Source organism: Citrobacter sp. Cpo040, assembly GCF_030332915.1.
Classification (GTDB): Bacteria; Pseudomonadota; Gammaproteobacteria; order Enterobacterales; family Enterobacteriaceae; genus Citrobacter; species Citrobacter portucalensis.
The window spans coordinates 552,218-577,136 of sequence record NZ_JAOWGX010000037.1 but is presented as its reverse complement, the minus strand read 5'-3'; the positions used below and the strand labels follow the sequence as shown (position 1 = coordinate 577,136).

At 54.5% G+C, this 24,919-nt stretch carries 24 protein-coding genes and 1 tRNA gene; 8 read left to right on the top strand and 17 right to left on the bottom strand.

Going from position 1 to position 24,919, the window contains the following annotated elements; translation table 11 throughout:
* The first annotated feature begins 93 nt into the window (after positions 1-93).
* Positions 94-417, top strand: coding sequence for a DUF1889 family protein (locus tag OGX86_RS21245; protein WP_001573898.1), 324 nt, complete (start codon positions 94-96; stop codon positions 415-417).
* Between the two features lie 268 nt (positions 418-685).
* Here the strand turns inward: OGX86_RS21245 and OGX86_RS21240 are convergent.
* Positions 686-761 (bottom strand) — tRNA-Ile (locus OGX86_RS21240).
* A gap of 125 nt (positions 762-886) precedes the next feature.
* Between OGX86_RS21240 and mug the strand changes: the two genes are divergently transcribed.
* Entirely contained in the window at positions 887-1,393 is a 507-nt protein-coding gene (mug, locus tag OGX86_RS21235; RefSeq protein ID WP_071446141.1) for a G/U mismatch-specific DNA glycosylase, read from the top strand.
* Positions 1,394-1,438: 45 nt separating this feature from the next.
* Here mug and rpoD read toward each other — a convergent pair whose 3' ends face one another.
* From rpoD to rpsU, 3 genes are all read right to left on the bottom strand, one after another.
* Positions 1,439-3,286, bottom strand: coding sequence for an RNA polymerase sigma factor RpoD (gene rpoD / locus OGX86_RS21230; RefSeq protein ID WP_003024699.1), 1,848 nt, complete (start codon positions 3,284-3,286; stop codon positions 1,439-1,441).
* Between the two features lie 284 nt (positions 3,287-3,570).
* Positions 3,571-5,316 carry a DNA primase gene (dnaG, locus tag OGX86_RS21225; protein WP_003828467.1) on the bottom strand — a complete coding sequence of 582 codons (1,746 nt, stop codon included), beginning with the start codon at positions 5,314-5,316 and terminating at the stop codon, positions 3,571-3,573.
* A 237-nt stretch (positions 5,317-5,553) separates the two neighbouring features.
* Positions 5,554-5,769: a 30S ribosomal protein S21 gene (gene rpsU, locus OGX86_RS21220; RefSeq protein WP_001144069.1), complete on the bottom strand. Its 216-nt coding sequence runs from the start codon at positions 5,767-5,769 to the stop codon at positions 5,554-5,556.
* Positions 5,770-6,005: 236 nt separating this feature from the next.
* Between rpsU and tsaD the strand changes: the two genes are divergently transcribed.
* Positions 6,006-7,019 carry a tRNA (adenosine(37)-N6)-threonylcarbamoyltransferase complex transferase subunit TsaD gene (tsaD, locus tag OGX86_RS21215; RefSeq protein ID WP_003024694.1) on the top strand — a complete coding sequence of 338 codons (1,014 nt, stop codon included), beginning with the start codon at positions 6,006-6,008 and terminating at the stop codon, positions 7,017-7,019.
* 87 nt (positions 7,020-7,106) lie between these two features.
* Here tsaD and ureG read toward each other — a convergent pair whose 3' ends face one another.
* The 10 genes from ureG to ttdA form a co-directional block, all read right to left on the bottom strand.
* Positions 7,107-7,724, bottom strand: a complete 618-nt coding sequence (gene ureG / locus OGX86_RS21210) for an urease accessory protein UreG (RefSeq protein WP_003828463.1) — start codon at positions 7,722-7,724, stop codon at positions 7,107-7,109.
* Between the two features lie 9 nt (positions 7,725-7,733).
* On the bottom strand, positions 7,734-8,405 hold the full coding sequence (locus tag OGX86_RS21205) for an urease accessory protein UreF (protein ID WP_048225572.1): 672 nt from the start codon (positions 8,403-8,405) through the stop codon (positions 7,734-7,736).
* On the bottom strand, positions 8,405-8,863 hold the full coding sequence (ureE, locus tag OGX86_RS21200; protein WP_048225570.1) for an urease accessory protein UreE: 459 nt from the start codon (positions 8,861-8,863) through the stop codon (positions 8,405-8,407). The genes OGX86_RS21205 and ureE overlap by 1 nt, the downstream gene beginning before the upstream one ends.
* Before the next feature lie 9 nt (positions 8,864-8,872).
* Positions 8,873-10,576 (bottom strand): urease subunit alpha, encoded by a 1,704-nt coding sequence (ureC, locus tag OGX86_RS21195; protein ID WP_048215519.1) that lies wholly within the window; start codon positions 10,574-10,576, stop codon positions 8,873-8,875.
* A complete protein-coding gene (locus tag OGX86_RS21190) occupies positions 10,569-10,889 on the bottom strand; it encodes an urease subunit beta (protein ID WP_003828455.1) in 321 nt (106 codons plus the stop codon). Before OGX86_RS21190 ends, ureC begins: the two co-directional genes overlap by 8 nt.
* A 9-nt stretch (positions 10,890-10,898) precedes the next feature.
* Complete coding sequence (locus OGX86_RS21185; protein ID WP_003024678.1) at positions 10,899-11,201, bottom strand: urease subunit gamma; 303 nt, start codon at positions 11,199-11,201, stop codon at positions 10,899-10,901.
* A gap of 10 nt (positions 11,202-11,211) precedes the next feature.
* Positions 11,212-12,036, bottom strand: a complete 825-nt coding sequence (locus OGX86_RS21180; protein WP_286640736.1) for an urease accessory protein UreD — start codon at positions 12,034-12,036, stop codon at positions 11,212-11,214.
* 123 nt (positions 12,037-12,159) lie between these two features.
* Positions 12,160-13,623 (bottom strand): anion permease, encoded by a 1,464-nt coding sequence (locus OGX86_RS21175; protein WP_128317107.1) that lies wholly within the window; start codon positions 13,621-13,623, stop codon positions 12,160-12,162.
* A 48-nt stretch (positions 13,624-13,671) separates the two neighbouring features.
* Positions 13,672-14,277, bottom strand: coding sequence for a L(+)-tartrate dehydratase subunit beta (gene ttdB / locus OGX86_RS21170; protein WP_003828447.1), 606 nt, complete (start codon positions 14,275-14,277; stop codon positions 13,672-13,674).
* Positions 14,274-15,182 carry a L(+)-tartrate dehydratase subunit alpha gene (gene ttdA / locus OGX86_RS21165; RefSeq protein ID WP_003828445.1) on the bottom strand — a complete coding sequence of 303 codons (909 nt, stop codon included), beginning with the start codon at positions 15,180-15,182 and terminating at the stop codon, positions 14,274-14,276. The genes ttdB and ttdA overlap by 4 nt, the downstream gene beginning before the upstream one ends.
* Before the next feature lie 213 nt (positions 15,183-15,395).
* Between ttdA and ttdR the strand changes: the two genes are divergently transcribed.
* Positions 15,396-16,337, top strand: coding sequence for an L-tartrate utilization transcriptional activator TtdR (gene ttdR, locus OGX86_RS21160; protein ID WP_032945042.1), 942 nt, complete (start codon positions 15,396-15,398; stop codon positions 16,335-16,337).
* A gap of 31 nt (positions 16,338-16,368) precedes the next feature.
* On the opposite strand, the gene plsY is transcribed toward ttdR, so the two are convergent.
* On the bottom strand, positions 16,369-16,986 hold the full coding sequence (gene plsY, locus OGX86_RS21155; RefSeq protein WP_003828443.1) for a glycerol-3-phosphate 1-O-acyltransferase PlsY: 618 nt from the start codon (positions 16,984-16,986) through the stop codon (positions 16,369-16,371).
* A 106-nt stretch (positions 16,987-17,092) separates the two neighbouring features.
* On the opposite strand from plsY, the gene folB reads away from it, so the two are divergent.
* Together folB and bacA are read left to right on the top strand one after the other, a co-directional pair.
* A complete protein-coding gene (folB, locus tag OGX86_RS21150; RefSeq protein WP_003024659.1) occupies positions 17,093-17,461 on the top strand; it encodes a bifunctional dihydroneopterin aldolase/7,8-dihydroneopterin epimerase in 369 nt (122 codons plus the stop codon).
* Positions 17,462-17,547: 86 nt separating this feature from the next.
* Entirely contained in the window at positions 17,548-18,366 is an 819-nt protein-coding gene (bacA, locus tag OGX86_RS21145) for an undecaprenyl-diphosphate phosphatase (RefSeq protein ID WP_168978800.1), read from the top strand.
* Between the two features lie 109 nt (positions 18,367-18,475).
* On the opposite strand, the gene OGX86_RS21140 is transcribed toward bacA, so the two are convergent.
* Both OGX86_RS21140 and OGX86_RS21135 read right to left on the bottom strand, forming a co-directional pair.
* Complete coding sequence (locus OGX86_RS21140; RefSeq protein ID WP_286640632.1) at positions 18,476-19,711, bottom strand: multifunctional CCA addition/repair protein; 1,236 nt, start codon at positions 19,709-19,711, stop codon at positions 18,476-18,478.
* A gap of 62 nt (positions 19,712-19,773) precedes the next feature.
* A complete protein-coding gene (locus tag OGX86_RS21135; protein ID WP_003828434.1) occupies positions 19,774-20,394 on the bottom strand; it encodes a TIGR04211 family SH3 domain-containing protein in 621 nt (206 codons plus the stop codon).
* 241 nt (positions 20,395-20,635) lie between these two features.
* Here OGX86_RS21135 and OGX86_RS21130 point away from each other — a divergent pair, with 241 nt between their 5' ends.
* Entirely contained in the window at positions 20,636-21,937 is a 1,302-nt protein-coding gene (locus tag OGX86_RS21130) for a CYTH domain-containing protein (protein WP_286640630.1), read from the top strand.
* 125 nt (positions 21,938-22,062) lie between these two features.
* On the top strand, positions 22,063-24,903 hold the full coding sequence (gene glnE / locus OGX86_RS21125) for a bifunctional [glutamate--ammonia ligase]-adenylyl-L-tyrosine phosphorylase/[glutamate--ammonia-ligase] adenylyltransferase (RefSeq protein WP_286640627.1): 2,841 nt from the start codon (positions 22,063-22,065) through the stop codon (positions 24,901-24,903).
* The last annotated feature ends 16 nt before the right edge of the window (positions 24,904-24,919 follow it).

The window sequence follows — 24,919 nt, the reverse complement described above, 5'->3', positions numbered from 1 at the left end:
GCAAGCGTTTAGCTGCGGGGTAAGTCAAATAAAGGCGATGTTCTCTTTGATATCCCGGCGGAGTTGGGTACATAGTATAAATGTGTCTCTCACGTGGTTAATTTTAAGGATAAGAGCATGCCAACAGCAATTGAGAAAGCATTGGATTTTATTGGTGGTATGAACACTTCGGCGTCAGTACCACATTCAATGGATGAAAGTACGGCTAAGGGAATCTTAAAGTATTTGCATGACTTAGGTGTGCCAGCGAGTCCGGAAGTTGTGATGGCACGGGGTGAGCAAGAGGGATGGAATCCCGAGTTCACGAAAAAAGTGGCCGGATGGGCAGAAAAAGTCGCCTCCGGTAACCGCATCCTTATCAAGAACCCAGAGTATTTTTCAACCTATATGCAGGAGCAGCTCAAAGAGCTAGTGTGAGCTGACTATCGAATTAAACTCTAACGGACGTTTCCATCCCAGGATGGCGGCGTCCAGATGGGGTTGCCATTAACATGCTGTTTTCTGAACAGGTGTATCGCGTAAATAGCTTTAGTCCCCGCCAGCCATTTTCTTCCGTGTACTCATTCAACATATTAATGCAAGCAAGTATTGATTTTTCCAGGACAAACTCTTTTTTGCTACATACCAATTTCTACGGAATACCCATAAAAAAAGGACCTGCGATTTCTCGCAAGTCCTTGAAATTTGGTGGCCCCTGCTGGACTTGAACCAGCGACCAAGCGATTATGAGTCGCCTGCTCTAACCACTGAGCTAAGGGGCCGTGGCGGTGGATTATAAAGTAACTCCGCGTTGCAATCCAGACATAAGCGTACGGATGCTGTTTTTATAAACAATGTATTTTCAGTCCGTTATACTGGTTCCTCTGATGTATTGTTCGGAGTAATTATGGTTAAGGACATACTGGCACCGGAGCTGCGGGTGGTGTTTTGCGGCATCAATCCGGGGCTTTCTTCCGCAGGTACAGGATTCCCCTTTGCGCACCCCGCTAATCGCTTCTGGAAGGTTATCCATCAGGCGGGATTCACCGATCGCCAGCTTAAACCTGAAGAGGCACAGCACCTGCTGGACTTTCGCTGCGGCGTGACTAAGTTTGTCGACAGACCAACGGTACAAGCCAATGAAGTGAAGCTACAAGAGATGCGTAGCGGCGGTCGTCTGCTTATTGAAAAAATAGAAGAGTATCAGCCAGCCGCGCTCGCTATCCTTGGGAAACAGGCATTTGAGCAGGGGCTTAGCCAGCGTGGGGCGCAGTGGGGAAAACAGACGCTGACCATTGGCGCGACGCAAATATGGGTATTGCCGAATCCCAGCGGATTAAGCCGGATCACGCTGGATAAATTGGTGGAGGCGTATCGGGAAGTGAATGATGCCTTGCTCAGGCGGGGACTATAAAGAAAAACGCCACCTTGCGGTGGCGTTTATGCTTATGCGGCGAGATTAATCGTCCAGGAAGCTACGCAGTACTTCAGAGCGGCTCGGGTGGCGCAGTTTACGCAGCGCCTTCGCTTCGATCTGACGGATACGTTCGCGGGTAACGTCGAACTGTTTACCCACTTCTTCCAGCGTGTGGTCGGTGTTCATATCGATACCGAAACGCATACGCAGAACTTTCGCTTCACGGGCGGTCAGGCCAGCCAGAACGTCGTGCGTTGCGGCACGCAGGCTCTCGGTGGTAGCAGAGTCCAGCGGCAGCTCGAGGGTGGTATCCTCGATGAAATCACCCAGATGCGAATCTTCATCGTCGCCGATCGGCGTTTCCATGGAGATAGGTTCTTTAGCAATTTTCAGCACTTTACGGATCTTGTCTTCCGGCATCAGCATGCGCTCAGCCAGTTCTTCTGGCGTCGGCTCGCGGCCCATCTCTTGCAGCATCTGACGGGAGATACGGTTGAGCTTGTTGATAGTCTCAATCATATGTACCGGGATACGGATGGTACGCGCCTGATCCGCGATCGAACGGGTGATCGCCTGACGGATCCACCAGGTTGCATAGGTGGAGAACTTGTAACCACGACGGTATTCAAACTTATCAACCGCTTTCATCAGACCGATGTTACCTTCCTGAATCAGATCCAGGAACTGCAGGCCACGGTTGGTGTATTTTTTAGCGATAGAGATAACCAGACGTAAGTTCGCTTCAACCATCTCTTTTTTCGCACGGCGTGCTTTCGCTTCACCGATGGACATGCGACGGTTGATATCTTTAACCTGCTCGATGGTCAGGCCGGTTTCTTCTTCAATCTGCTGCAGTTTCTGCAGGCCGCGGTGAACGTCATCTGCCACGTCGTGCAGTTTTTCAGACCACGGTTTGTTCATCGCGATTGCCGCGTTGAACCAGGTTTCACTGGTTTCATTGCCAGTAAACAGGGTGATGAAGTTTTTCTTCGGCATTTTGCACTGCTCAACGCAGAGCTTCATGATCAGACGTTCCTGAGTACGCACGCGGTCCATCATGACGCGCATGCTGTTTACCAGGTAGTCGAACTGCTTCGGCACCAGGCGGAACTGTTTGAACACTTCGGACAGCTTCTGAATTTCTTCCTGCGCGGCAGCATGGCTGCGGCCTTTCGCTTTGATGGTGTCGCGAGTGATTTCGTACTGAGTACGCAGTTCACCGAATTTTTCACGCGCTAACTCAGGGTCGATGCTGTTGTCATCATCGCTGCTGTCGTCGTCGCCATCTTCTTCATCTTCATCTTCATCGTCATCCATCTCTTCCTGAGAGAGTTCAGAACCGACGTGGGTCGCCGTTGGCGCCATGTCTTCTTCCGCGTTCGGATCGACAAAGCCAGTGATCAGATCGGAAAGACGTGCTTCTTCAGCTTCTACGCGATCGTACTGCTCAAGCAGGTAGGTGATAGCTTCCGGGTATTCGGCAACGGAGCATTGAACCTGGTTAATCCCGTCTTCGATGCGTTTAGCGATGTCGATTTCGCCTTCGCGGGTTAACAGTTCAACGGTACCCATTTCACGCATGTACATGCGGACCGGGTCAGTCGTACGACCGATTTCGGACTCAACGCTGGACAGAACCTGGGCAGCCGCTTCTTCCGCGTCTTCATCGGTGCTGTTGGAGGTTTCAGCAAGCAGCAGATCATCGGCATCAGGTGCTTCTTCCATCACCTGAATACCCATGTCATTGATCATTTGGATGATGTCTTCGATTTGATCTGAATCGACGATATCTTCCGGCAGATGGTCATTGACCTCGGCATAGGTCAGATAGCCTTGCTCCTTACCACGTTGGACAAGAAGCTTCAGCTGTGACTGCGGGTTTTGCTCCATAAGACGGTATCCACACTTAATTCGTTTGATTGGTGTTGGGCGGTAAAACCGCCAACGGCAAAACGAGGGCATACTTATATTTTGCCGCTGCCTCTCCGTGCGGCTGTCGGGGGCTTCCCGATCGATATTCGGCAGTTAAGCCGTTAAATACTTCATCTTTCACGTTGTCTCTGCGTTAGCTGCGTTCTCTCTTCCTGGTCATGTACTTATGTACACTCCCAGGCGTTCGTTCACTTGCTGCCTTGATACAACGCGAATGATTTTGTCTTTGTTTTGTCTTTCTCTTATTTCTTGGCCAGTTCCTGGTTCAGTGTCCAGAGTTCCCGGCGTTCTTCGCTGCTTAAACCGTGTGTGCGCTCACGAGCTATCAACTCTTCCTGGCGCAGTTCAAGCATCGAATCAAACATATGGTTGAGTGAGTCGGTGAAGGTTTTTTCCGCGATATCTTTATCTGCTATATCGTCCCACATCGACAGTTTTTCAAGGGTCGCAGCATCATTTGTGCCACGATAGTGTTCTAAAAGTTGCCCGGTGGTCAGACCTGGCTGAGCCAGACAAGTGTTGACCAGTTCTCTGAATAAGCCAAGTCCAGGCAGCTTATTACTATCTAGTGCGCCTAACGGTGGAACCAGCGGGGCGAGGCCCGGGTTCTGTACCAGCAACCCTATAAGTATACGCATGGTCGTACGTTTTAGCTGTGGAACAGGGCGGGAAGCCCCATTTTCTGCCAGTTTGGGCATTAAACGTTCAAGCTGGCTGTCGTCCAGAATGCCGAGCTTGTTTCCCAACTCCTGTCGCAGGTAAATGCGCAACGTTTCGCCTGGTACCTGAGTAATCAGCGGTAATGCCAGCGTACTGAGCTGTGCGCGTCCGTCCGGGGTACTCAAATCCACCTGCGGCAGCAGGCTGTTAAATAAAAACGCGGAGAGCGGCAGCGCCTGCTCCATCCGGGCTTCAAAGGCCTCTTTCCCTTCTTTACGCACCAGCGTATCGGGGTCTTCGCCGTCAGGTAAAAACATGAAGCGTAGCTGGCGTCCGTCTGTCATATAGGGCAGTGCGGTTTCCAGCGCGCGCCATGCTGCGTCACGTCCTGCTCGGTCGCCGTCGTAACAGCAAATTACGTTGTTCGTCGCGCGGAACAACAGTTGGATGTGATCGGCAGTAGTTGACGTCCCTAGGGATGCAACGGCGTAGTTAATGCCGTATTGCGCCAGCGCCACCACATCCATATAGCCTTCTACCACTAACAGGCGCTGTGGATCGGCGTTATCCTGCTGGGCTTCATAAAGGCCATACAGCTGGCGACCTTTATGGAAAATATCGGTTTCCGGGGAGTTCAGATATTTCGGCAGGGCATCGCCCAGCACGCGTCCACCAAAACCAATGACCCGACCACGTTTGTCGCGAATGGGGAACATCACCCGTTCGCGGAAGCGATCGTAACTGCGTCCCTGATCGTTGGTGACCAACATCCCCGCATCGACCAGCGATTTGCGATTCTCAGCATTGCCGCCAAACCGTTTCAGGACGTTGTCCCAGCCGGGGGGCGCAAAACCAATAGCAAAACGGGTGATAACGTCGCTACTTAATCCTCGCTTTTCCAGGTACTGGCGCGCAGGGGTAGCGGCGGGCTGCATCAAAGACTGTTGATAAAAAGTGTTCAGGCCGTCCATCAATTGATAAAGGCTTTGCCGTTGATGGCGCTCTATCTGACTGGGGCCACTGCCTGCTTCATAGGGCACTTCGAGGTTGTGCATTGCGGCCAGTTCTTCGACGGTTTCCACAAACTCGAGCTTGTCGTAGTTCATAAGAAAGTCGACGGCGTTGCCATGCGCGCCACACCCAAAGCAGTGATAAAACTGTTTTTCACCGTTTACGGTGAAAGAGGGGGTTTTTTCGTTATGGAACGGACAGCACGCGTGATAATTTTTGCCCTGCTTTTTCAGCTTTACCCGCGCGTCGATGAGATCGACGATGTCGGTTCTTGCCAGCAGGTCATTGATAAAAACGCGAGGAATTCGTCCAGCCATAAGCCCCTGTTTTTTGATGACTCATATACACAAAATCATTCAGGATGCATCAAGGCGGCAAGGAAGCGAATCCTCAGGAGCGTACAGCAGTACGTGACTGGGGTGAGCGACTGCAGCCAACACTGAGGCAGCTTGAATGATGACGTGTATAAACGAAAATAAGCCGCGCATTCCTTCCGGAAGCACGGCCTTACAACTACAACTCAGTCTGAATTGAGAGCTTTGGCTCTCAATGGATTAGTACAGACGAGTACGGCGTGCGTTTTCGCGAGCCAGTTTCTTCGCGTGACGTTTCACAGCAGAAGCTTTAGCGCGCTTACGTTCGGTAGTCGGTTTTTCATAGAACTCACGACGACGAACTTCCGCCAGAACACCTGCTTTTTCGCATGAACGCTTGAAGCGACGCAGTGCTACGTCGAACGGCTCGTTTTCACGTACTTTAATTACCGGCATGTAACTCTCACCTTTAATAAATTCGGTTTGCCGCTGGCATCAACGCCAGCTTATTTCAAAATGGTGCGGAATTTTACTGCAATTGCTGCTGCTTTGTAAAGCACCCACGCGATTTTGAAAGGGACTTTTATAAGGACAAGGAGTATACACGAGGCATGCGCCTGGGGCGAACAAAGTTTTACATCAACCCGCATTGGTCCTACACTGCGCGGTAATAGAGCGAGGTAAAACAAGTCATGCGTGTACTGGGTATTGAAACATCCTGCGATGAAACCGGCATCGCCATTTACGACGATGAAAAAGGTCTTTTAGCCAACCAATTGTATAGTCAGGTGAAATTACACGCTGACTACGGCGGCGTAGTGCCAGAACTGGCCTCGCGCGATCACGTACGTAAAACCGTACCGTTGATTCAGGCCGCGCTGAAAGAAGCGGGACTCACGGCGAAAGAGATCGATGCGGTGGCGTACACCGCAGGTCCTGGTCTGGTTGGTGCGCTGCTGGTTGGCGCAACCGTAGGACGTTCGCTGGCGTTCGCCTGGGGCGTACCGGCAATTCCTGTGCACCACATGGAAGGGCATCTGCTGGCGCCAATGCTGGAAGATAATCCCCCTGCGTTCCCGTTCGTCGCGCTGCTGGTTTCCGGCGGTCACACGCAGCTGATCAGCGTCACCGGTATCGGTCAGTATGAATTGCTGGGCGAATCGATTGATGATGCTGCCGGTGAAGCGTTCGACAAAACCGCCAAGCTGCTGGGGCTGGATTATCCTGGTGGCCCAATGCTGTCAAAGCTGGCATCACAAGGCGTTGAAAAACGTTTTGTCTTCCCGCGTCCGATGACTGACCGTCCGGGGCTGGATTTCAGTTTCTCAGGTCTGAAAACCTTCGCTGCGAATACCATTCGTAATAACGAAAATGACGATCAGACCCGCGCTGATATCGCCCGTGCGTTTGAAGACGCGGTAGTTGATACGCTGATGATCAAGTGCAAACGCGCGCTGGATCAAACCGGTTTTAAACGTCTGGTGATGGCGGGGGGCGTGAGTGCGAACCGTACGCTGCGCGCAAAGCTGGCTGAGATGATGCAAAAACGTCGTGGCGAAGTGTTTTACGCGCGTCCGGAATTTTGTACCGATAACGGGGCGATGATCGCCTACGCGGGCATGGTGCGCTTTAAAGCGGGTGCAACGGCGGATCTTGGCGTGACCGTGCGTCCACGCTGGCCGCTGGCGGAATTACCGGCAGCATAAGTTTTTTTGCCCGGTGGCGCTGCGTTTACCGGGCTTACAAAACCGTAGGCCGGGTCAGGCGAATCCGCCGCCCGGCGATAGCTCTCACTACATCCGCAACATTCCTTTCTCTTCCAGAAACGCGATAATTTTTTCCAGGCCTTCTCCAGATTTTAAATTACTAAACGTCCATGGACGCTCGCCGCGCATGCGCAAGGTATCGCGCTCCATCACCTCCAGCGATGCGCCGACGTAAGGGGCCAGATCGGTTTTATTGATCACCAGAAAATCGGATTTGGTGATCCCCGGACCACCTTTACGCGGGATCTTCTCGCCTTCAGCAACATCGATCACATAGATCGTCAGATCCGCGAGTTCCGGGCTAAAGGTGGCGCTCAGGTTATCGCCGCCGCTTTCCACAAAAATCAGATCCAGATTGCCGAATTTCTCGCTCAGCGCTTCTACGGCGGCCAGATTCATCGACGCATCTTCGCGGATGGCGGTATGCGGGCAGCCACCGGTTTCCACGCCGACGATCCTCTCTGGCTCCAGTGCGCCCGCCTCGGTGAGAATGCGCTGATCTTCTTTGGTGTAGATATCGTTGGTCACCACCGCCAATTGATAGCTGCTGCGCATGGCTTTGCATAACGCTTCCAGCAGCGCCGTTTTGCCCGAGCCAACCGGGCCGCCAACGCCCACACGCAGGGGATGCTTGTAGTTACTCATTTTTTCTCCTCAGGAGCGGAATAATCGGGAATATTGAGTTTCATGCCGGGCAGACGCGATAGCGGCCAACGGCGTTGCGGAGCCGAGGCTGGTGTCAGGACACGTCAGCGCCTGTGCCAAACCCTGCGCATAGCGATCGCAGAGCGCAATAATCAAACGCTGGGCCGCCTGTTGTCCAAAAGGAACCAGCTTGACGCCAGCCATGACAGCGCTCTCAATCCAGCTGTAGCCGAGGCTTAACGCCAGCTCCGTCAGCGGAATTTTCCAGCGCACGCCCAGCCAGGCCATGCCGCAGAGTTGGCTGTCGACAAAGAGGGTGCGCCATTCTCGCGAGCAATCCGACTCCCAGTCGGTGACCAGCCGCGTAAACGCCGCACCCCGACTGCGTTCTTCATCCCGCAGTTCGCGGGTTTCGCGACAGGCCAGCAGGTAAGCGCTCCAGCGGCGTGCTGCGTCGAGATCGTCCAGCTCGCAGGCGCGATACAGTCTCGCCAGCAGCGGTAGGTCAACGGTAAAAAAGTTTTGCTCCATCTGCTGGATTTGCCAGTCAGAGAAGTCATCGACGCTTTTCACCCAGCCGATTTCTACCGCCCACTCCAGCCCCTGAGACCAGGTAAACGATCCTACCGGGAGACTGCTGCTGGCGAGCTGCATCAGGCGCAGCTGTTGGGTGCTATGCATCAGTGCGCATGACCATGGTGATGCCCGTGTGACTCGCTCGCATAGGCACCCGCTTCCGGCTCAAACGGCAACTGGGCGAATGTCACCTCAAGGTTGAACTGGCGCAGCATGTCGTCCAGTACATGATCGTGATGGTAACGCAGTTCATCCGGCAGGATTTGCAGCGGAACGTGGCGATTACCGAGGTGATAACAGGCTTTGGCGAGCAGGAAAGGATCGGCGCAGCGCACCACGGAAACCGACTCCGGTGCGGCGATCACTTCGATCACTTCGCTGCCATCGTCGGTACTTAGCAGATCGCCACCGCGCAGCAGCAAACCACGCGGTAGCATTAGCCCGGCTTCGCGACCGTCGTTCAGTGCTACCCTGGCGCGACTTTTTACCCGGACATCAATGGGCAGCGTGACGCTTGCAGTAACGCGGTGAGCGTGGTCAAGGCGTTGGGTCAGATAGATCATCGTCACTCCTCAAAACAGAAAATAGCGTTGCGCCATCGGCAAAACATCTGCCGGTTCGCTGGTGATAAGTTCGCCATCAATACGCACCTCGTAAGTCTGAGCATCGACGGTGATATTGGGTTGCAGGCCGTTGTGGATCATGTCGACCTTTTTCACTGTCCGACAGCCTTTGACGACGGCGATAGCGCTTTGCAGATTGAGCTGCTGCGGGATGTTTTGCGCGTCAGCGGCCTGCGAAATAAAGGTCAGCCGGGTGTGGTGCCGCGCCGCGCCAAGCGCGCCGAACATCATGCGGTAATGCACCGGCTGCGGGGTGGGGATCGAGGCGTTGATATCGCCCATTGGCGCGCAGGCGATCATCCCGCCCTTGACGATCGTCGCCGGTTTTACGCCAAAAAAGGCGGGCGACCACAGCACCAGATCGGCCAGTTTGCCAGGCTCAACGGAGCCGACTTCATGGGCGATACCGTGGGTTAATGCCGGGTTGATGGTGTATTTGGCGACGTAGCGTTTAACGCGCAGGTTGTCGTTGTCACCGGTTTCTTCTGCCAACGGGCCACGCTGAACCTTCATGCGGTGCGCCACCTGCCAGGTACGCAGGATCACTTCGCCAACGCGCCCCATCGCCTGTGAATCGGACGAGGTCAGGGAAAACGCGCCAATGTCATGCAGCACATCTTCGGCAGCGATTGTTTCCCGGCGAATGCGGGATTCAGCAAAGGCCACGTCTTCGGCGATATCCGGATCGAGGTGGTGGCAAACCATCAGCATGTCGAGATGCTCGTCGATGGTGTTGACGGTATAGGGCAGCGTCGGATTCGTGGAAGAGGGCAGAATATTCGGATGCGCGCAGGCGGTGATGATATCCGGCGCATGGCCGCCGCCCGCGCCTTCAGTGTGAAAAGTATGAATGGTGCGATCGCCAATCGCCGCCAGCGTATCTTCAACGAAACCGGACTCGTTGAGCGTGTCGCTGTGCAGCGCGACCTGGATGTCCATTTCGTCGGCCACGGTTAGCGCGCAGTCGATAGCGGCAGGCGTGGCGCCCCAGTCTTCATGGATTTTCAGGCCAATTGCGCCCGCGCTGATTTGCTCGCGCAAGGCGTCTGGGTTTGAGCCATTGCCTTTGCCCAGCAAACCGATGTTAACCGGTAACGTGTCTGCCGCCTGCAGCATGCGCGCGATATACCACGGGCCCGGCGTGCAGGTGGTGGCGTGAGTGCCTGCTGCCGGACCGGTGCCGCCGCCGATCATCGTCGTCACGCCAGAAACCAGCGCCTCCTGCGCCTGCTGTGGGCAAATCCAGTGAATATGCGTATCCACGCCGCCCGCGGTGACGATCTTACCTTCTCCAGCGATGACTTCAGTTCCCACGCCTATTGGGATCGTGACGTTGGGTTGAATATCGGGATTACCTGCTTTGCCGATGGCGAAGATCCTGCCGTTTTTGATGCCGATATCCGCTTTCACGATCCCCCAGTGATCGACGATCAGCGCGTTGGTTATCACCAGATCCACGCATGCATCGGCGCGCATTTGTCCCTGGCCCATGCCGTCGCGGATCACTTTTCCGCCGCCGAATTTGACCTCTTCGCCGTAGGTGGTGAAGTCTTGTTCCACCTCGATCCACAGGTCGGTATCCGCCAGGCGCACTTTATCGCCGGTGGTTGGGCCAAACATGTCGGCGTACGCCTGCCGGGAAATGTCACTCATTATCTGCCTCCAGTGCGCCCATCACTTCGCTGCGAAAACCCACGATCCTTTGTGCACCAGCAACGCGCACCAGTTCGACTTCGCGTTTTTGTCCCGGCTCAAAACGCACCGCTGTGCCCGCAGCAATGTTCAGACGAAAACCGCGTGCAGCCAGCCTGTCAAAGCGCAGCGCCGGGTTCACTTCGTAAAAGTGATAGTGCGATCCCACTTGGATGGGTCTGTCGCCATGATTTTCCACCACGATCGTGCAGATCTCCCGCCCTTGATTAAGCGCAATATTGCCTTTTGCGATCTGATATTCACCTGGGATCATTGCTGCTCCTTAGACGATCGGATTGTGGACGGTGACCAGCTTCGATCCGTCCGGAAATGTGGCTTCAACCTGAATATCCGGGATCATCTCCGGTACGCCTTCCATCACCTGATCGCGGCGCAGGACGTGACGCCCGTCTTCCATCAGCGCGGCCACGGTTTGCCCGTCGCGCGCCCCTTCCATGATGAAAGCGCTAATCAGCGCCACCGATTCCGGGTAGTTCAGCTTCAGCCCGCGGGCCAGGCGACGTTCCGCCACCAGCGCGGCGGTAAATAGCAACAGCTTGTCTTTTTCTCTGGGAGTCAGTTCCATTAGGGTTCTCTTAGGTTTGCCAGATTCGCGGGAGTACGGGCGCTTTGTGTGTCAGCAGCGGGCGCAGAAATTGCCAGATGTCGCGCATAACGCGCTGGACAACCAGGTTGTCGCTAGCAAGAAAACGAATTGTCAGCAGCGAGTCGTTAAGCGTTGCCCCGGCATAATCCCCCAGCGCCGTAAGCCGCTCCCGCGTGCCCTCGAGCATATGTTCGCTGGCCGGATAACACAGCAACGTGCCGACCCAGGGATGATGTGCGACGCCGCTCAGATTCCCCTCCTGCAACTGCAAGCGTTCTATCAGCAGTGGCTGCCCATCTCGCCATACCTCCAGGCGGTTTTGCAGCGTGCCGTAACTGAAGGTCTCCTGCATAACCGGTCGGCCAAGACACAGCAGATCCCAGGCCAGCAGGCGGCTTGCGGATGTCAGATGAAAGACGGTCTGAATAGCGGCGTTGGCGCCGGGAAAGAGGATCGTATCCTGCGGCAGCCACTCCAGCGTCGCGTGGGGTGCGAGGGTAAAATGCTGGCGCAGCAATGCCTGCGGTCCACGGCTGCGGTAAAACTTTCCCGCGCCAGGCTGGGTGATTAACGTGTGGCTGTTTTCGTCGAGCGTTACGGCGATATGGAGCTCATCCCCGCCGACGATCCCCGCCGGTGGATGAAGCAAATAGAGATGGCAAACGTCCTCTTCCGGGTAAAACGGGCGTTGAACCGTCAATGGACCATGATGACGCGCCGAGGCGAGCACCGTTTTGTGCCCGGTGCAGGTAAAATGCAGATCCAGTTCGGCCTGCCAGCCCCGTGTGAGTGTCTCGTGCGCAACCGTGTCCAGAGCGTTTCCCCTATCAGCATGAGGGTGTTTGCATACAAAAAAGTATGCCTCAGCGCATCGGGAAATCGATCATATGAGAAGCTTATGGATAAAGGGGCGACAATACGTCGCCCCACCAGGGTTTTACAGTAAAACGAGGGGCATCCAGACCAGACCGGTAATCACCAGCAGCACGAGGAAAATCAGGCCAAAAATAGCACCGAGTCGCCAGTAATCCACTGTTGGTAAATAGCCGCTGCCGTAGTAGATAGGGCTAGGGCCGGTGGCGTACGGGGTCAGAATGCTGCCCAGACCAATGGCGGCGCCAACCATCAGGCAGAAAACCGGTAGCGGGATTTCCGGCATTGCCAGCGCGGCGGCAATCATCATCGGTGCGAGGGCGGAGGTATAGGCTGTGGCGCTGGCAAAGAAGTAACGCAGCAGATAGAACACCACGATCAGCGCTACCATCACCATCATCGGCGAATAACCGCTCAGCCCGTTTGCCAGCAGCTTGCCGAACCAGGTAATAAAACCGGTGTTATTGAGCCCGGTGGCCAGCGTGATCAGCGAGGCCAGCCAGAAAAAGACGTTCCATGCGGCTTTATTGCTGACGATGTCATCCCAGCTAATGATGCGCAGCACCAGCATCAACGCCACCACGCTGTATCCGACCATCGCAGCGTCAATATAATCGCCGCCGAAGATCCACAGCACCAGCGCGCCGACCATCAGCACCAGCATCTTTTTCTCGCGAGCGCAGAGCGGTCCCATCGCTTTTAGTTCGGTATCCGCCCAGCGTGGAACCTGATCGCCGGATTTCAGCATCGGTGGATATAACACGTACGCCAGCCACGGCACGATCAGCACCAGTAAAATGCTCAGCGGCAGCATGCCTAAGAACCAGTCACCCCAGCTTAGCGCGGTGTGGGACGCGCCTTTCATCAGACCGATCAACAGCAGGTTCGGCGCCATTGCCGTTAAGAAAATGGCGCTGGTAACGCAGTCAGCGACAATACCCATCCACATGATGTATGAGCCAATGGAGCGTGAACTGGCGCTATTGGGCTGTGAGTTATACAGCGGCGGCAGGTTGCGGATAATCGGGTAGATTATTCCGGCCCCACGCGCGGAGTTGGAAGGTGTGACGGGAGCGAGGATAAGTTCGGAGAACATCACCGCATAGCCGAGAAACAGCGTCCTATGCCCCATCTTTTTCACCAGCATCAGCGCGATTCGCCGACCGAGTCCGGTTTTCTCATAGCCAGTACCAAACATAAAGGCCGCGAAGATCAGCCAGATGACCGAGTTTGAAAAGCCAGATACCGCCCATGACAGCGATTTGGCGGTAAATTTAAAACCGTCCTGCGCGAGTTGCTCCGGGCTGAACAGCAGCCACGGAGAAAGGACGGCGATGATCGAAATGCCAATCATCGCCACTACCGCGCCCGGTACAGGTTCCAGAATAAGCCCGACAATCACACCGGTAAAGACGGCAAAATAGAGCCAGGTGTGGCTCTCAAGACCGGTGGGGACGGGTAGAACAGCAATAATGGCGATGACCACCAGCGGAGCCAGGTATCGCCACCAACCAGCTAAAGGTGCCATTGTTGTATCCCTACGAAAGGGGAGAGGCGTAGCGCCTCTCCGGGAGGGTTATTTGATGTAATGCACGTGCTCGCAGATTTCATCGACGATAGGGTCGCGACGTTCAGCGAACAGCTTTTTGTTTTCAGCGATCAGGTTATTGCCGTGGGTATCGATGGAAACGATCAGCGGGCCGAACTCTTTTACCCGACACACCCACAGGGACTCCGGCATGCCGAGTTCCGTCCAGTGCACCTCTTCGATCTCCTCAACCTGGGTTGCCGCCACGACTGCGCAGCCTGCCGGGAAGATGACGTGCAGCGCTTTAAACTGCTTGCAGCCTTCTTCCGTCAGCGGTCCCATGCCGCCCTTGCCGACCACCAGTTTGACGCCGGTCTGCTCGATAAAGTCTTTCTCAAACGCTTCCATACGCATGCTGGTGGTTGGGCCGACGGAAACCATTTCCCATTTTTCACCGTTCTTACGTACGATCGGGCCCGCGTGGAAAATGGCTTTGCCGTTCAGGTCATAAGGAATCGGGCGCTTCAGTTCGATCAGGCGGCGGTGGCAAACGTCACGGCAGGTCACCAGCGTACCGGTCAGGTAAATGACATCGCCAACGCGAATGTCTGCCAGATCTTCGGCTTTGATCGGGGTTGTGAGGATCTTTTTCATAACGCGCTCCGGGTGTGAGACAGGTTTTCGAAGGAGAGGTCAGCATGAACCAACAGCGTGCCGCGACGATGGGCCCAGCAGCCAGTAGAGACGGCAACGCCGATAGTCGACGGGTGGCGCGCGGCGGATTCGATATGCACGCCCATCACCGAGCTATTACCGGTCAATCCTTGCGGACCAATGCCCAGACGGTTAAGTCCTTCTTCCAGACGCAGTTCCAGTTCGGCCGCTTTCGGATTCGGATGACGTGAGCCGATAGGGCGCAGCACCGCTTTACGAGAAAGAACGGCGGCGGTTTCTACGGAGGTGGCAATACCTACGCCCACCAGCACTGGCGGACAGGCGTTGACTGCCAGCGTGGAGATATTTTCAAAAACAAATTTCACCACACCTTCGTAGCCCTCAGAAGGCATTAACACTTTCGAGCGTCCCGGCAGCGTACAGCCGCCACCTGCCATGTAGACTTCGATTTCCGCGTCATCGTTATCAGGGATGATGTCCCAGGTGACCCACGGCACACCGGTACCTGTATTTTTGCCGGTATTCACTTCGTCAAAAATCTCGACCGCGTTATGGCGCAGCGGCGCTTTTACCGTGGCGTCTTCAACGGCCTGCTTCAGAATGCTTTGCAGTTCGCCGAGGAGCGGAAAACGGGAACCGACCTTCACGAAAAACATAATCTCGCCGGTGTCCTGACAGGCTGGGCGGTTCAGGTCGATAGCTTTCTGCATGTTGTCAAACATGGTGTGGTAGATGATTTTACCCATCGGCGAGGTTTCGCCTTCACGCAGCTGTTTTAATTTATCCACGACGTCATCGGGCATGCGGGTAGAAATCATGGCGGTAAAATCAGCGACAATGTTCGTCAGCGTATTTATCGCATTTTGGTTATTTTGATTGCTCATCTTGTTAACTCCAGTTCTTTTATTTATCTGGAAATAAATTCTCCGCCACAAACTACCACTAAAAATGTGGATTAATATTATTTGCCACTGTGAATATCTAATTAACAGTTCGTGAATGATGTCCGGATAAGGCAATAAAAATTGCGCAAAGGCAGGGTTTAAGACGCATGAGAGAATTACACTGCGGTGAACAACATTACGGATAGACCGATCATGCTGAACACGTATCCCCTTGCGAAAGACCTGCAGGTGTTGGTTGAAATTGTGCATAGCGGCAGCTTCAGCGCCGCCGCCGCGACGCTGGGGCAAACGCCGGCGTTTGTGACAAAACGCATTCAGATCCTAGAGTCCACGCTTGGGACGACGCTGCTAAGCCGCTCTGCGCGTGGTGTAGCGCTCACGGAGAGTGGTCAACGTTGCTATGAACATGCGCAGGCGATCCTCGCGGGCTATCAGCATCTGGTCGATGACGTCACGCAACTCAAAACGCGCCCGGCAGGGATGATTCGTATCGGCTGTAGTTTTGGCTTTGGGCGCAGTTATATTGCACCGGCAATTACCGAATTGATGCATAGCTACCCTGAATTACAGGTGCATTTTGAGCTTTACGATCGGCAAATTGATTTGGCGCAGGATAATATCGATTTAGATATTCGTATTAATGACGAGATACCGGATTATTATATTGCGCATTTGTTAACGAAAAACAAAAGAATATTGTGTGCGGCCCCACCGTATTTACAAAAATACGGTGAGCCGATGACGTTACAGGAATTAAGTCGTCATGATTGTCTGGTCACCAAAGAACGCGATATGACTCACGGGGTGTGGGAACTGGACAATGGTCAGGAGAAAAAGTCGGTCAAGGTGGCGGGACATCTTTCCTCTAACAGCGGTGAGATTGTGTTGCAGTGGGCGCTACAGGGAAAAGGGATCATGCTGCGTTCTGAATGGGATGTGCAGCCGTTTCTGGCCAGCGGTGAACTGGTGCGTGTGCTGCCGGACTATGCGCAGAGCGCTAATATCTGGGCGGTTTATCAGGAGCCGCTGTATCGCAGCGTGAAGCTGCGCGTGTGCGTGGAATTTCTGGCGACGTGGTGTCAGAACCGATTAGGCAAACCGGTGGAGGGGTATCACATCCCCCACGCCGGATAAGACGCCGTTGCGTCGCTATCCGACAATAAATTCACTCGGGGTCTCGTTCGCGTTTTTTCTTCAGTTTGGTCCAGATCTTCGGCTCCTGACGACGCCACAGACGCTGAATGTTGTCATGGTGACGTAGCAGAATTAAGCACGACAGCATGGACACCGGAAAAGTGAACTGGGGATTGAACCACCAGACGTAAAAAGGGGCGATCAACGCGCTGACGATAGCGCCTAACGACGAGTAGCCGCTCAACAGGACGGTCAGCAGCCAGGTCCCTGCCATCACGCCAGTTAAGTCCCAACCAATCGGCGCAATCGCGCCAAAGGCTGTGGCAACGCCTTTCCCACCTTTAAAGCCGAAGAACACCGGCCAAATGTGGCCCAGACAGGCGGCGATTGCGATCAATCCCAGCCAGAAGGGGCTGACGCCTAGCGCATAGGCACCCCAGACGGGTAACATACCTTTCAGGACGTCGAAAATCAGTACCGCGACGGCGGCTCCCTTGCCACCGATGCGCAGCACGTTTGTCGCGCCCGGATTCCCAGAGCCGCTGTCGCGCGGGTCCGGCAATCCAGCAAGGCGGCATACCAGAATAGCACTGGAAATTGAGCCACAGAGGTACGCGAAGATAATCATTCCAGGCGCGATTGCACTCATAAGCTGTTCCGTTTTGAAAATGTCGTGTAAAACGCTACTTCTGTGGATAATACGCATATTTCGCCGGAAGTGGTATCCGGGTTAGCCAAAAAGCAGGCAGGTCGTGATGGATATTGTATTTATAGAGCAACTTTCTGTAATCACCACTATTGGTGTTTACGACTGGGAACAAACGATCGAACAACGGTTGGTGTTCGATATCGAAATGGCATGGGATAACCGCAAATCGGCTAAAAGCGATGATGTGGCTGATTGCCTGAGCTATGCTGATATTGCTCAAACGGTTGTTAATCATGTGGAAGGTGGGCGCTTTGCGCTGGTAGAACGGGTTGCGGAAGAGGTGGCAGATCTCCTGCTTAGCCGCTTTAATTCTCCCTGGGTACGGATCAAACTCAGTAAACCTGGCGCGGTAGCCCGTGCGGCGAACGTCGGGGTTATCATTGAGCGTGGCAATAATCTGAAAGAAAATAATTAATTTAATAATTTCTAAAACAAACGGGTATAAAAGGGTCCTTTCGTCGGCTCTTTTTTGCCGTGGTTTCTCTATCTAGGGGTTTATTAATGAGTGATATGCACTCGCTGCTGGTGGCGGCAATTTTGGGTGTGGTCGAAGGATTGACGGAATTTTTACCCGTTTCCAGTACTGGCCATATGATTATTGTTGGCCACCTGTTGGGTTTTGAGGGTGACACTGCAAAAACATTCGAAGTGGTTATCCAGTTAGGTTCTATCCTGGCCGTTGTGGTGATGTTCTGGCGACGTCTGTTTGGCCTGATCGGCATTCACTTCGGCAAGGCTCCGCATGAAGGCACTGGCAAAGGTCGACTGACGCTGGGACATATCCTGTTGGGGATGATTCCAGCCGTGGTACTGGGGCTAATCTTCCACGACACCATCAAATCGCTGTTTAACCCGATCAACGTGATGTATGCGCTGGTGGTGGGGGGTGTACTGCTGATTGCCGCGGAATGCCTGAAGCCGAAGGAGCCGCGTGCGCCGGGGCTGGATGATATGACCTATCGCCAGGCGTTTATGATTGGCTGTTTCCAGTGTCTGGCGCTGTGGCCGGGTTTTTCTCGCTCCGGGGCGACGATTTCTGGCGGCATGCTGATGGGCGTGAGTCGTTACGCGGCCTCTGAATTCTCCTTCCTGCTGGCCGTGCCGATGATGATGGGCGCGACGGCGCTGGATCTCTACAAGAGCTGGTCTTTCCTCAACGCATCAGATATCCCGATGTTTGCAGTCGGATTTGTGACGGCGTTTATCGTGGCGCTGGTGGCGATCAAAACCTTCCTGCAACTGATTAAACGCATCTCGTTCATTCCGTTTGCGATTTACCGCTTTATTGTGGCGGCTGCCGTTTACGTCGTGTTCTTCTGATGACTTACCGTGGTGCCGGATGGCGGCGTTCTGCCTTATCCGGCCTACGGGTTATATCCGTTTCGAACCTGTAGGCCGGATAAGCACAGCGCATTCGGCAACGCAGTGTCTACGCTTTCGGGCAACGCTGATCCTTCCAACTGGCTACCGCCGCGATGCGACGTCGGGTCAGTTCTTCACGAATTGCCTGACCTTTGAATCCAGCTTCAACCACGTCTTTCGTTGGCACCGCCTGCGCAACCTGCCAGGCTTCGCGCAACAGTCTGCCTTGCGGATAATCTGCCGCTTCAAAACCGGTTCGCCCACGCACATCAGCCTCGCTGGTGAGGGCGATTTGCTCCACGCGCTGCGGTTTGCGCCAGGCATCGATGGAATCAAACAGCTTAACGATAGTTTTCGGCTGCAGGATCGGGAAGGTATGAATGAGGTCGTGGAACTCGGAAACCAGTTTGGCTAAATCACGGATGTCATTCGGCACGCGCAGGCGCTGGCACAGTTGTTCGACAAGCTTAACACCTGCCGGACCGTGGCCATGATGGCGCGGCCACAGCGCTTTAGGCGTCAATGCCTTGCCAAGATCGTGGCACAGCGTAGCAAAACGCACGTCGACCTCCGGACTTAACATGGCTGCCATCGACAGCGTCATCAGCGTGTGAATGCCGGTGTCGATTTCCGGATGCCACTGTGCGGGGGCTGGAACGCCAAACAAAGCATCCACTTCCGGAAACAGGACGCGCAGTGCGTCGCAGTCGCGCAGGACCTGGAAAAATACCTGTGGGTTACGGGTGGTTAATGCGCCTTCGGTTTCTTTCCACACCCGCTCTGGTGTCAGATGCTCCAGTTCACCAGCGGTGGTCATGTCACGCATCAGCGTCATGGTTTCGTCAGCGATACGAAAACCGAGGTGCGCATAGCGGGCAGCAAAGCGCGCCACGCGCAGCACGCGCAGCGGATCTTCGCTAAAGGCAGATGAAACATGGCGCAGCAGACGGTTTTCCAGATCGTCGCGTCCGTTATACGGGTCGATAATCTCCCCGTCGTCATCGCGGGCGATTGCGTTGATGGTCAGGTCACGACGCTGAAGATCGGCCTCCAGCGTGACATCTGCGGCGGCATAGCAGGTGAACCCGGTATACCCCGAGCCTGACTTACGTTCGGTACGCGCCAGCGCATACTCTTCGCGGGTTTGCGGATGCAGAAACACGGGAAAATCGCGGCCTACCTGCTGGTAGCCCGCGTCGAGCATCTCTTGCGGCGTGGCGCCAACAACAACCCAATCTTTATCTTTAATCGGTAGCCCTAATAACGCATCCCGAACAGCACCACCGACCAGATAAATCTTCACGCCACTTTCCTTTTGAAAACTATGATCCCTTAATCATATGTCAGTGTGGCGGAGAAGGCGATTCAGTTCATCCAGCGATCTTTGCGTTTACGGCTTGGGATCATGTGTGGCAGAACCAGGCCGAGCAGCAGACCAAGACCCAACACGCCGCCACCGTACATAAACCACTGCATGATGATGGTGCGCTGTTTGTCATCAAGCTGAAGGTTGGCTGCGCTGACCTTCTTTTGCGCCACGATAAGCTCGTTTTTCAGCTTCTGGTTTTCTTGTTTCAGTCCGTCGATCACGCTGTCGCTTTGCGCGACCTTTTGCTGCATATCGGCGGTGCGCTGGTTCCACGTGGTATCGATATTATTGAGCTTATCGGTCAAGGTCTTAACCTGGTTTTCCAGGTCGGGAACGCGGGTACGCAGGCTCGGCGTACTGTTCAGCTCTTTCAGCGGGATCCAGGCGGTACGACCGGTGCTGTCTTTCACCTGGCCGTAGTTAGTGTTGGCATCGGTCTGTAATAGCGTGACTTCCTCGCCGGCGTTAACCGTACCCACGAGGCGATAATTATCTCCCGGACCGCTGCGGACCCAGGTGTTCAGTTCGTCAGAGACATAGCGCTTTTCTTCGGCATGAGAGACTGCAGTGGCGCTAAGTGCGAGTAAAGTTAATCCAATCAGGCGTAATTTTGGCATCAGGCTGTCGTTATTGTCATAGAAAGTGGAACGATAGTAGTGGCATCAGTGTCTCTACGCAAAGCATTCGACATCAATCGGAATCATCTGTGTCCTTTTTGCCACCACTCGAAACTTTTACGCCCGTCAAATTGCTCGTTGCATGGCAATTTGGCGCAAAATACTATCTACTGACCATAAAGAACGAACTTAGTTCGCAGTCAGTTTTCTCAACTGTGACATAACCCATAAGTACAAGACCATGGCCCAGGAAATCGAATTAAAATTTATCGTCAATAGTGATGTTGTAGATGCGCTACGTGAACGTCTGAATACGCTGGGGGGAGAGCATCATGCGCCCAGTCAGATGCTGAATATCTACTACGAAACACCGGATGCGTGGTTGCGTGGTCACGATATGGGGCTGCGTATTCGCGGTGAAAATGGTCATTACGAAATGACCATGAAAATTGCCGGACGCGTGACGGGCGGACTGCACCAGCGGCCGGAATATAACGTTGCGCTAAACGCGCCTGAGCTGGACCTCACCTTGTTCCCAACGGAAGTCTGGCCTGACGGCGAGCTGCCTGCTGAACTTGCTTCTCAAGTGCAGCCGTTGTTCAGCACCGATTTTTACCGTGAGAAATGGTTGGTTGATGTTGATGGCAGCCGGATTGAAATGGCCCTCGATCTGGGGGAGGTGAAAGCGGGCGAGTTTGCAGAACCTATCTGTGAGCTTGAACTTGAACTGCTAAGCGGCGATACCCGTGCGGTACTGAAGCTGGCAAACCAGCTGGTTTCGCAAACCGGTTTACGCCAGGGGAGCTTGAGCAAAGCAGCGCGCGGTTATCACCTGGCTCAGGGGAATGCGCCGCGCGAACTCAAACCGACACGCATTTTGAAAGTTCCGGCGAAAGCGAGTATTGAGCAGGGGCTGGAAGCGGCGCTGGAGCTGGCATTATCACAGTGGCAGTACCATGAAGAGCTGTGGGTGCGCGGCGTTAAAGGGGCGAAAGCCGAGGTGCTGGCGGCTATGGGCCTGGTGCGTCACATTCTGATGCTGTTTGGCGGTAATGTGCCGCGAAAAGCGAGCGCTCACTTACGTGATTTGTTGACCCAGTCGGAAGCGATCATTTCGTCGGACGTTTCTGCTGTTTCGGCGGTTTACAGCACGCAAACGGCAATGGCCAAGCTGGCGCTGACCGAATGGCTGGTGACCAAAGGATGGCAGCCGTTCCTTGATGCGAAGGCGCAGGGAAAAATTGCCGACTCCTTTAAGCGTTTCTCGGATACCCATCTTTCACGCCATGCCGCTGAGCTGAAAACCGCTTTTGCGCAGCCGCTGGGCGATCAGTACGCCGATCAGCTTCCACGTTTGACGCGCAACATTGATAGCATGCTGATGCTGGCGGGATACTACGATGAAAATGTCGCATCAGAATGGATCGCCAACTGGCAGGGTTTGCGCCACGCCATTGCGGCCAACCAATATATTGAAATTGAACACTTCCGTAACGAGGCAATTGCACTGGAACCGTTCTGGCTGCACAGCGGAAAACGATAATCAGGGCCGAGGCCGGGATGCCTGATGGCGCTGCGCTTATCAGGCCTACGCGATGTGTGTAACTGTCATGTAGGCCGGATAAGGCGAAAAGACGCATCCGGCACCATTCAAAGGATAACCCGTAAATGAAGCAGCTCTCTTCACCGTTACAGCAGTACTGGCCGACCGTTGTTGAGCGGCTGCCAGCAGCAATATCTGAGTCCTCGCTTAGCGTTCAGGCGAAGTCAGTACTTACATTCAGCGATTTTGTCAGTGACAGCATTATTGCCCATCCCGAATGGCTGGCTGAGCTGGAAAGCGCTCCACCCCTGGCGGATGAATGGCAACACTATGCCGACTGGTTACAGCAAACATTGGCTGACGTTAGTGATGAAAACACGCTGATGCGTGAGTTACGCCTGTTTCGCCGTCGCATTATGGTGCGTATCGCCTGGGCACAGACGCTGTCGCTGGTGACCGAAGAGAGTATTTTGCAGCAGCTAAGCCATCTGGCTGAAACGTTGATCGTCGCCGCGCGCGACTGGTTATACGCTGCCTGCTGTCGCGAATGGGGTACGCCCTGTAATCCTGAAGGTGTGGCGCAGCCGCTGCTGATTTTAGGCATGGGGAAACTGGGTGGCGGCGAGCTGAATTTTTCCTCCGATATCGACCTGATTTTTGCCTGGCCAGAACATGGCAGCACACAGGGCGGGCGCCGCGAGCTGGATAACGCCCAGTTCTTTACCCGTATGGGCCAGCGGCTCATTAAGGTATTAGATCAGCCCACAATGGATGGGTTTGTCTATCGGGTGGATATGCGTTTACGCCCGTTTGGTGACAGCGGTCCGTTGGTACTGAGCTTCTCTGCGCTGGAGGATTATTACCAGGAGCAAGGGCGCGACTGGGAACGCTATGCGATGGTCAAAGCCCGCATTATGGGCGATGCCGACGGCACTTACGTCAGCGAGCTTCGTGCCATGCTGCGGCCTTTTGTTTTCCGTCGCTATATTGATTTCAGCGTGATCCAGTCGTTGCGTAACATGAAAGGGATGATTGCGCGTGAAGTGCGCCGCCGTGGTCTGAAAGACAACATCAAGCTGGGGGCGGGCGGTATTCGCGAAATCGAATTTATCGTGCAGGTATTCCAGCTGATTCGCGGCGGACGTGAACCGTCGCTGCAATCCCGCTCGCTGTTACCGACGCTTAGCGCCATCAATGCGCTGCACCTGCTGTCTGATACCGATACGGAACAACTGCGAGCAGCCTATCTCTATTTACGCCGCCTGGAAAACCTGCTGCAAAGCATCAATGATGAACAGACCCAAACGTTGCCAGGCGATGAACTGAATCGCGCGCGGCTGGCGTGGGGGATGAACGTTGATGACTGGCAGCAATTAACTGATGTGCTGGCCAATCATATGGACAACGTACGCCGGGTATTTAACGAGCTGATTGGCGATGACGAAGCTGAAAGCCAGGAAGAGTCGCTCTCAGAACAGTGGCGCGAACTGTGGCAGGACGCCTTACAGGAAGATGACACGACGCCGGTGCTGACGCATCTGGCGGATGACGATCGCCGGCGCGTGCTGTCTCTGATTGCTGATTTCCGCAAAGAGCTGGATAAACGCACCATTGGCCCACGCGGACGCCAGGTGCTGGATCATTTAATGCCGCATCTGCTGAGCGATGTCTGTACGCGTGACGACGCCTCAGTCCCGCTGTCACGCATTACACCGCTGCTGGTGGGTATTGTGACTCGCACGACCTATCTGGAGTTGTTGAGTGAATTCCCCGGGGCGCTGAAGCATCTGATTTCGCTCTGTGCGGCCTCGCCGATGGTCGCCAGCCAGCTGGCGCGGTATCCGCTGTTGCTCGATGAACTGCTGGATCCGAACACCCTGTATCAACCTACCGCGACGGATGCTTACCGTGATGAGCTGCGCCAGTATTTGCTGCGCGTGCCGGAAGATGACGAAGAGCAGCAACTTGAGGCTCTGCGCCAGTTTAAGCAAACGCAGCTACTGCGTATTGCCGCGGCCGATATCGCCGGTACACTGCCGGTGATGAAGGTGAGCGATCATTTAACCTGGCTGGCGGAAGCTATTATTGATGCGGTAGTCCAGCAGGCGTGGACGCAGATGGTCGCGCGCTACGGTCAACCCACTCATCTTAGCGAACGCGAGGGGCGTGGTTTTGCCGTCGTCGGCTATGGCAAACTGGGCGGTTGGGAGTTGGGTTACAGCTCGGATCTCGATTTGATCTTCCTGCATGACTGTCCGATGGACGTGATGACGGACGGTGAGCGTGAGATTGACGGGCGACAGTTCTATCTGCGTCTGGCGCAGCGCATTATGCACCTCTTTAGTACCCGTACTTCGTCCGGTATTTTGTACGAAGTGGATGCGCGTTTGCGTCCGTCAGGAGCGGCGGGGATGCTGGTGACATCAGCTGACGCTTTTGCCGATTATCAGCGTAACGAAGCCTGGACATGGGAGCATCAGGCTCTGGTGCGTGCTCGCGTAGTGTACGGCGACCCGCAGTTGACCTCTCAGTTTGATGCGATTCGTCGCGATATCATGACCCTCGTCCGTGATGGGAAAACTTTGCAGACCGAGGTGCGCGAAATGCGTGAGAAAATGCGTGCCCATTTGGGTAATAAGCATCGCGATCGTTTTGATATCAAAGCGGATGAAGGCGGCATCACAGATATTGAGTTTATTACGCAGTATCTGGTGCTGCGCTATGCGCATGAAAAACCGAAGCTGACGCGCTGGTCGGATAACGTGCGCATTCTGGAATTACTGGCGCAAAACGACATTATGGACGAGCAGGAAGCGCTGGCGCTTACCCGTGCTTATACGACGTTGCGTGATGAACTTCATCATCTTGCGTTGCAGGAACTTCCAGGCCATGTGGCGCTGGAGCACTTTGACGCTGAACGTACGCTGGTGCGTGACAGCTGGCGGAAGTGGCTGGTTGCCGAGTGAAGTGTGCTATTATCGC

What these genes read in the sequence shown, in the direction of transcription:
- mug (WP_071446141.1), top strand. Translation starts at nt 887, where the DNA reads ATGGTTAAGGACATACTGGCACCGGAGCTGCGGGTGGTGTTTTGCGGC.
- ureG (WP_003828463.1), bottom strand. Translation starts at nt 7,724, where the DNA reads ATGAGTAACTACAAGCATCCCCTGCGTGTGGGCGTTGGCGGCCCGGTT.
- dnaG (WP_003828467.1), bottom strand. Translation starts at nt 5,316, where the DNA reads ATGGCTGGACGAATTCCTCGCGTTTTTATCAATGACCTGCTGGCAAGA.
- OGX86_RS21185 (WP_003024678.1), bottom strand. Translation starts at nt 11,201, where the DNA reads ATGGAACTGACTCCCAGAGAAAAAGACAAGCTGTTGCTATTTACCGCC.
- rpoD (WP_003024699.1), bottom strand. Translation starts at nt 3,286, where the DNA reads ATGGAGCAAAACCCGCAGTCACAGCTGAAGCTTCTTGTCCAACGTGGT.
- OGX86_RS21190 (WP_003828455.1), bottom strand. Translation starts at nt 10,889, where the DNA reads ATGATCCCAGGTGAATATCAGATCGCAAAAGGCAATATTGCGCTTAAT.
- ureC (WP_048215519.1), bottom strand. Translation starts at nt 10,576, where the DNA reads ATGAGTGACATTTCCCGGCAGGCGTACGCCGACATGTTTGGCCCAACC.
- OGX86_RS21135 (WP_003828434.1), bottom strand. Translation starts at nt 20,394, where the DNA reads ATGCCAAAATTACGCCTGATTGGATTAACTTTACTCGCACTTAGCGCC.
- bacA (WP_168978800.1), top strand. Translation starts at nt 17,548, where the DNA reads ATGAGTGATATGCACTCGCTGCTGGTGGCGGCAATTTTGGGTGTGGTC.
- OGX86_RS21175 (WP_128317107.1), bottom strand. Translation starts at nt 13,623, where the DNA reads ATGGCACCTTTAGCTGGTTGGTGGCGATACCTGGCTCCGCTGGTGGTC.
- OGX86_RS21130 (WP_286640630.1), top strand. Translation starts at nt 20,636, where the DNA reads ATGGCCCAGGAAATCGAATTAAAATTTATCGTCAATAGTGATGTTGTA.
- OGX86_RS21205 (WP_048225572.1), bottom strand. Translation starts at nt 8,405, where the DNA reads ATGCATAGCACCCAACAGCTGCGCCTGATGCAGCTCGCCAGCAGCAGT.
- plsY (WP_003828443.1), bottom strand. Translation starts at nt 16,986, where the DNA reads ATGAGTGCAATCGCGCCTGGAATGATTATCTTCGCGTACCTCTGTGGC.
- ttdA (WP_003828445.1), bottom strand. Translation starts at nt 15,182, where the DNA reads ATGAGCAATCAAAATAACCAAAATGCGATAAATACGCTGACGAACATT.
- ttdR (WP_032945042.1), top strand. Translation starts at nt 15,396, where the DNA reads ATGCTGAACACGTATCCCCTTGCGAAAGACCTGCAGGTGTTGGTTGAA.
- ureE (WP_048225570.1), bottom strand. Translation starts at nt 8,863, where the DNA reads ATGATCTATCTGACCCAACGCCTTGACCACGCTCACCGCGTTACTGCA.
- ttdB (WP_003828447.1), bottom strand. Translation starts at nt 14,277, where the DNA reads ATGAAAAAGATCCTCACAACCCCGATCAAAGCCGAAGATCTGGCAGAC.
- glnE (WP_286640627.1), top strand. Translation starts at nt 22,063, where the DNA reads ATGAAGCAGCTCTCTTCACCGTTACAGCAGTACTGGCCGACCGTTGTT.
- tsaD (WP_003024694.1), top strand. Translation starts at nt 6,006, where the DNA reads ATGCGTGTACTGGGTATTGAAACATCCTGCGATGAAACCGGCATCGCC.
- folB (WP_003024659.1), top strand. Translation starts at nt 17,093, where the DNA reads ATGGATATTGTATTTATAGAGCAACTTTCTGTAATCACCACTATTGGT.
- rpsU (WP_001144069.1), bottom strand. Translation starts at nt 5,769, where the DNA reads ATGCCGGTAATTAAAGTACGTGAAAACGAGCCGTTCGACGTAGCACTG.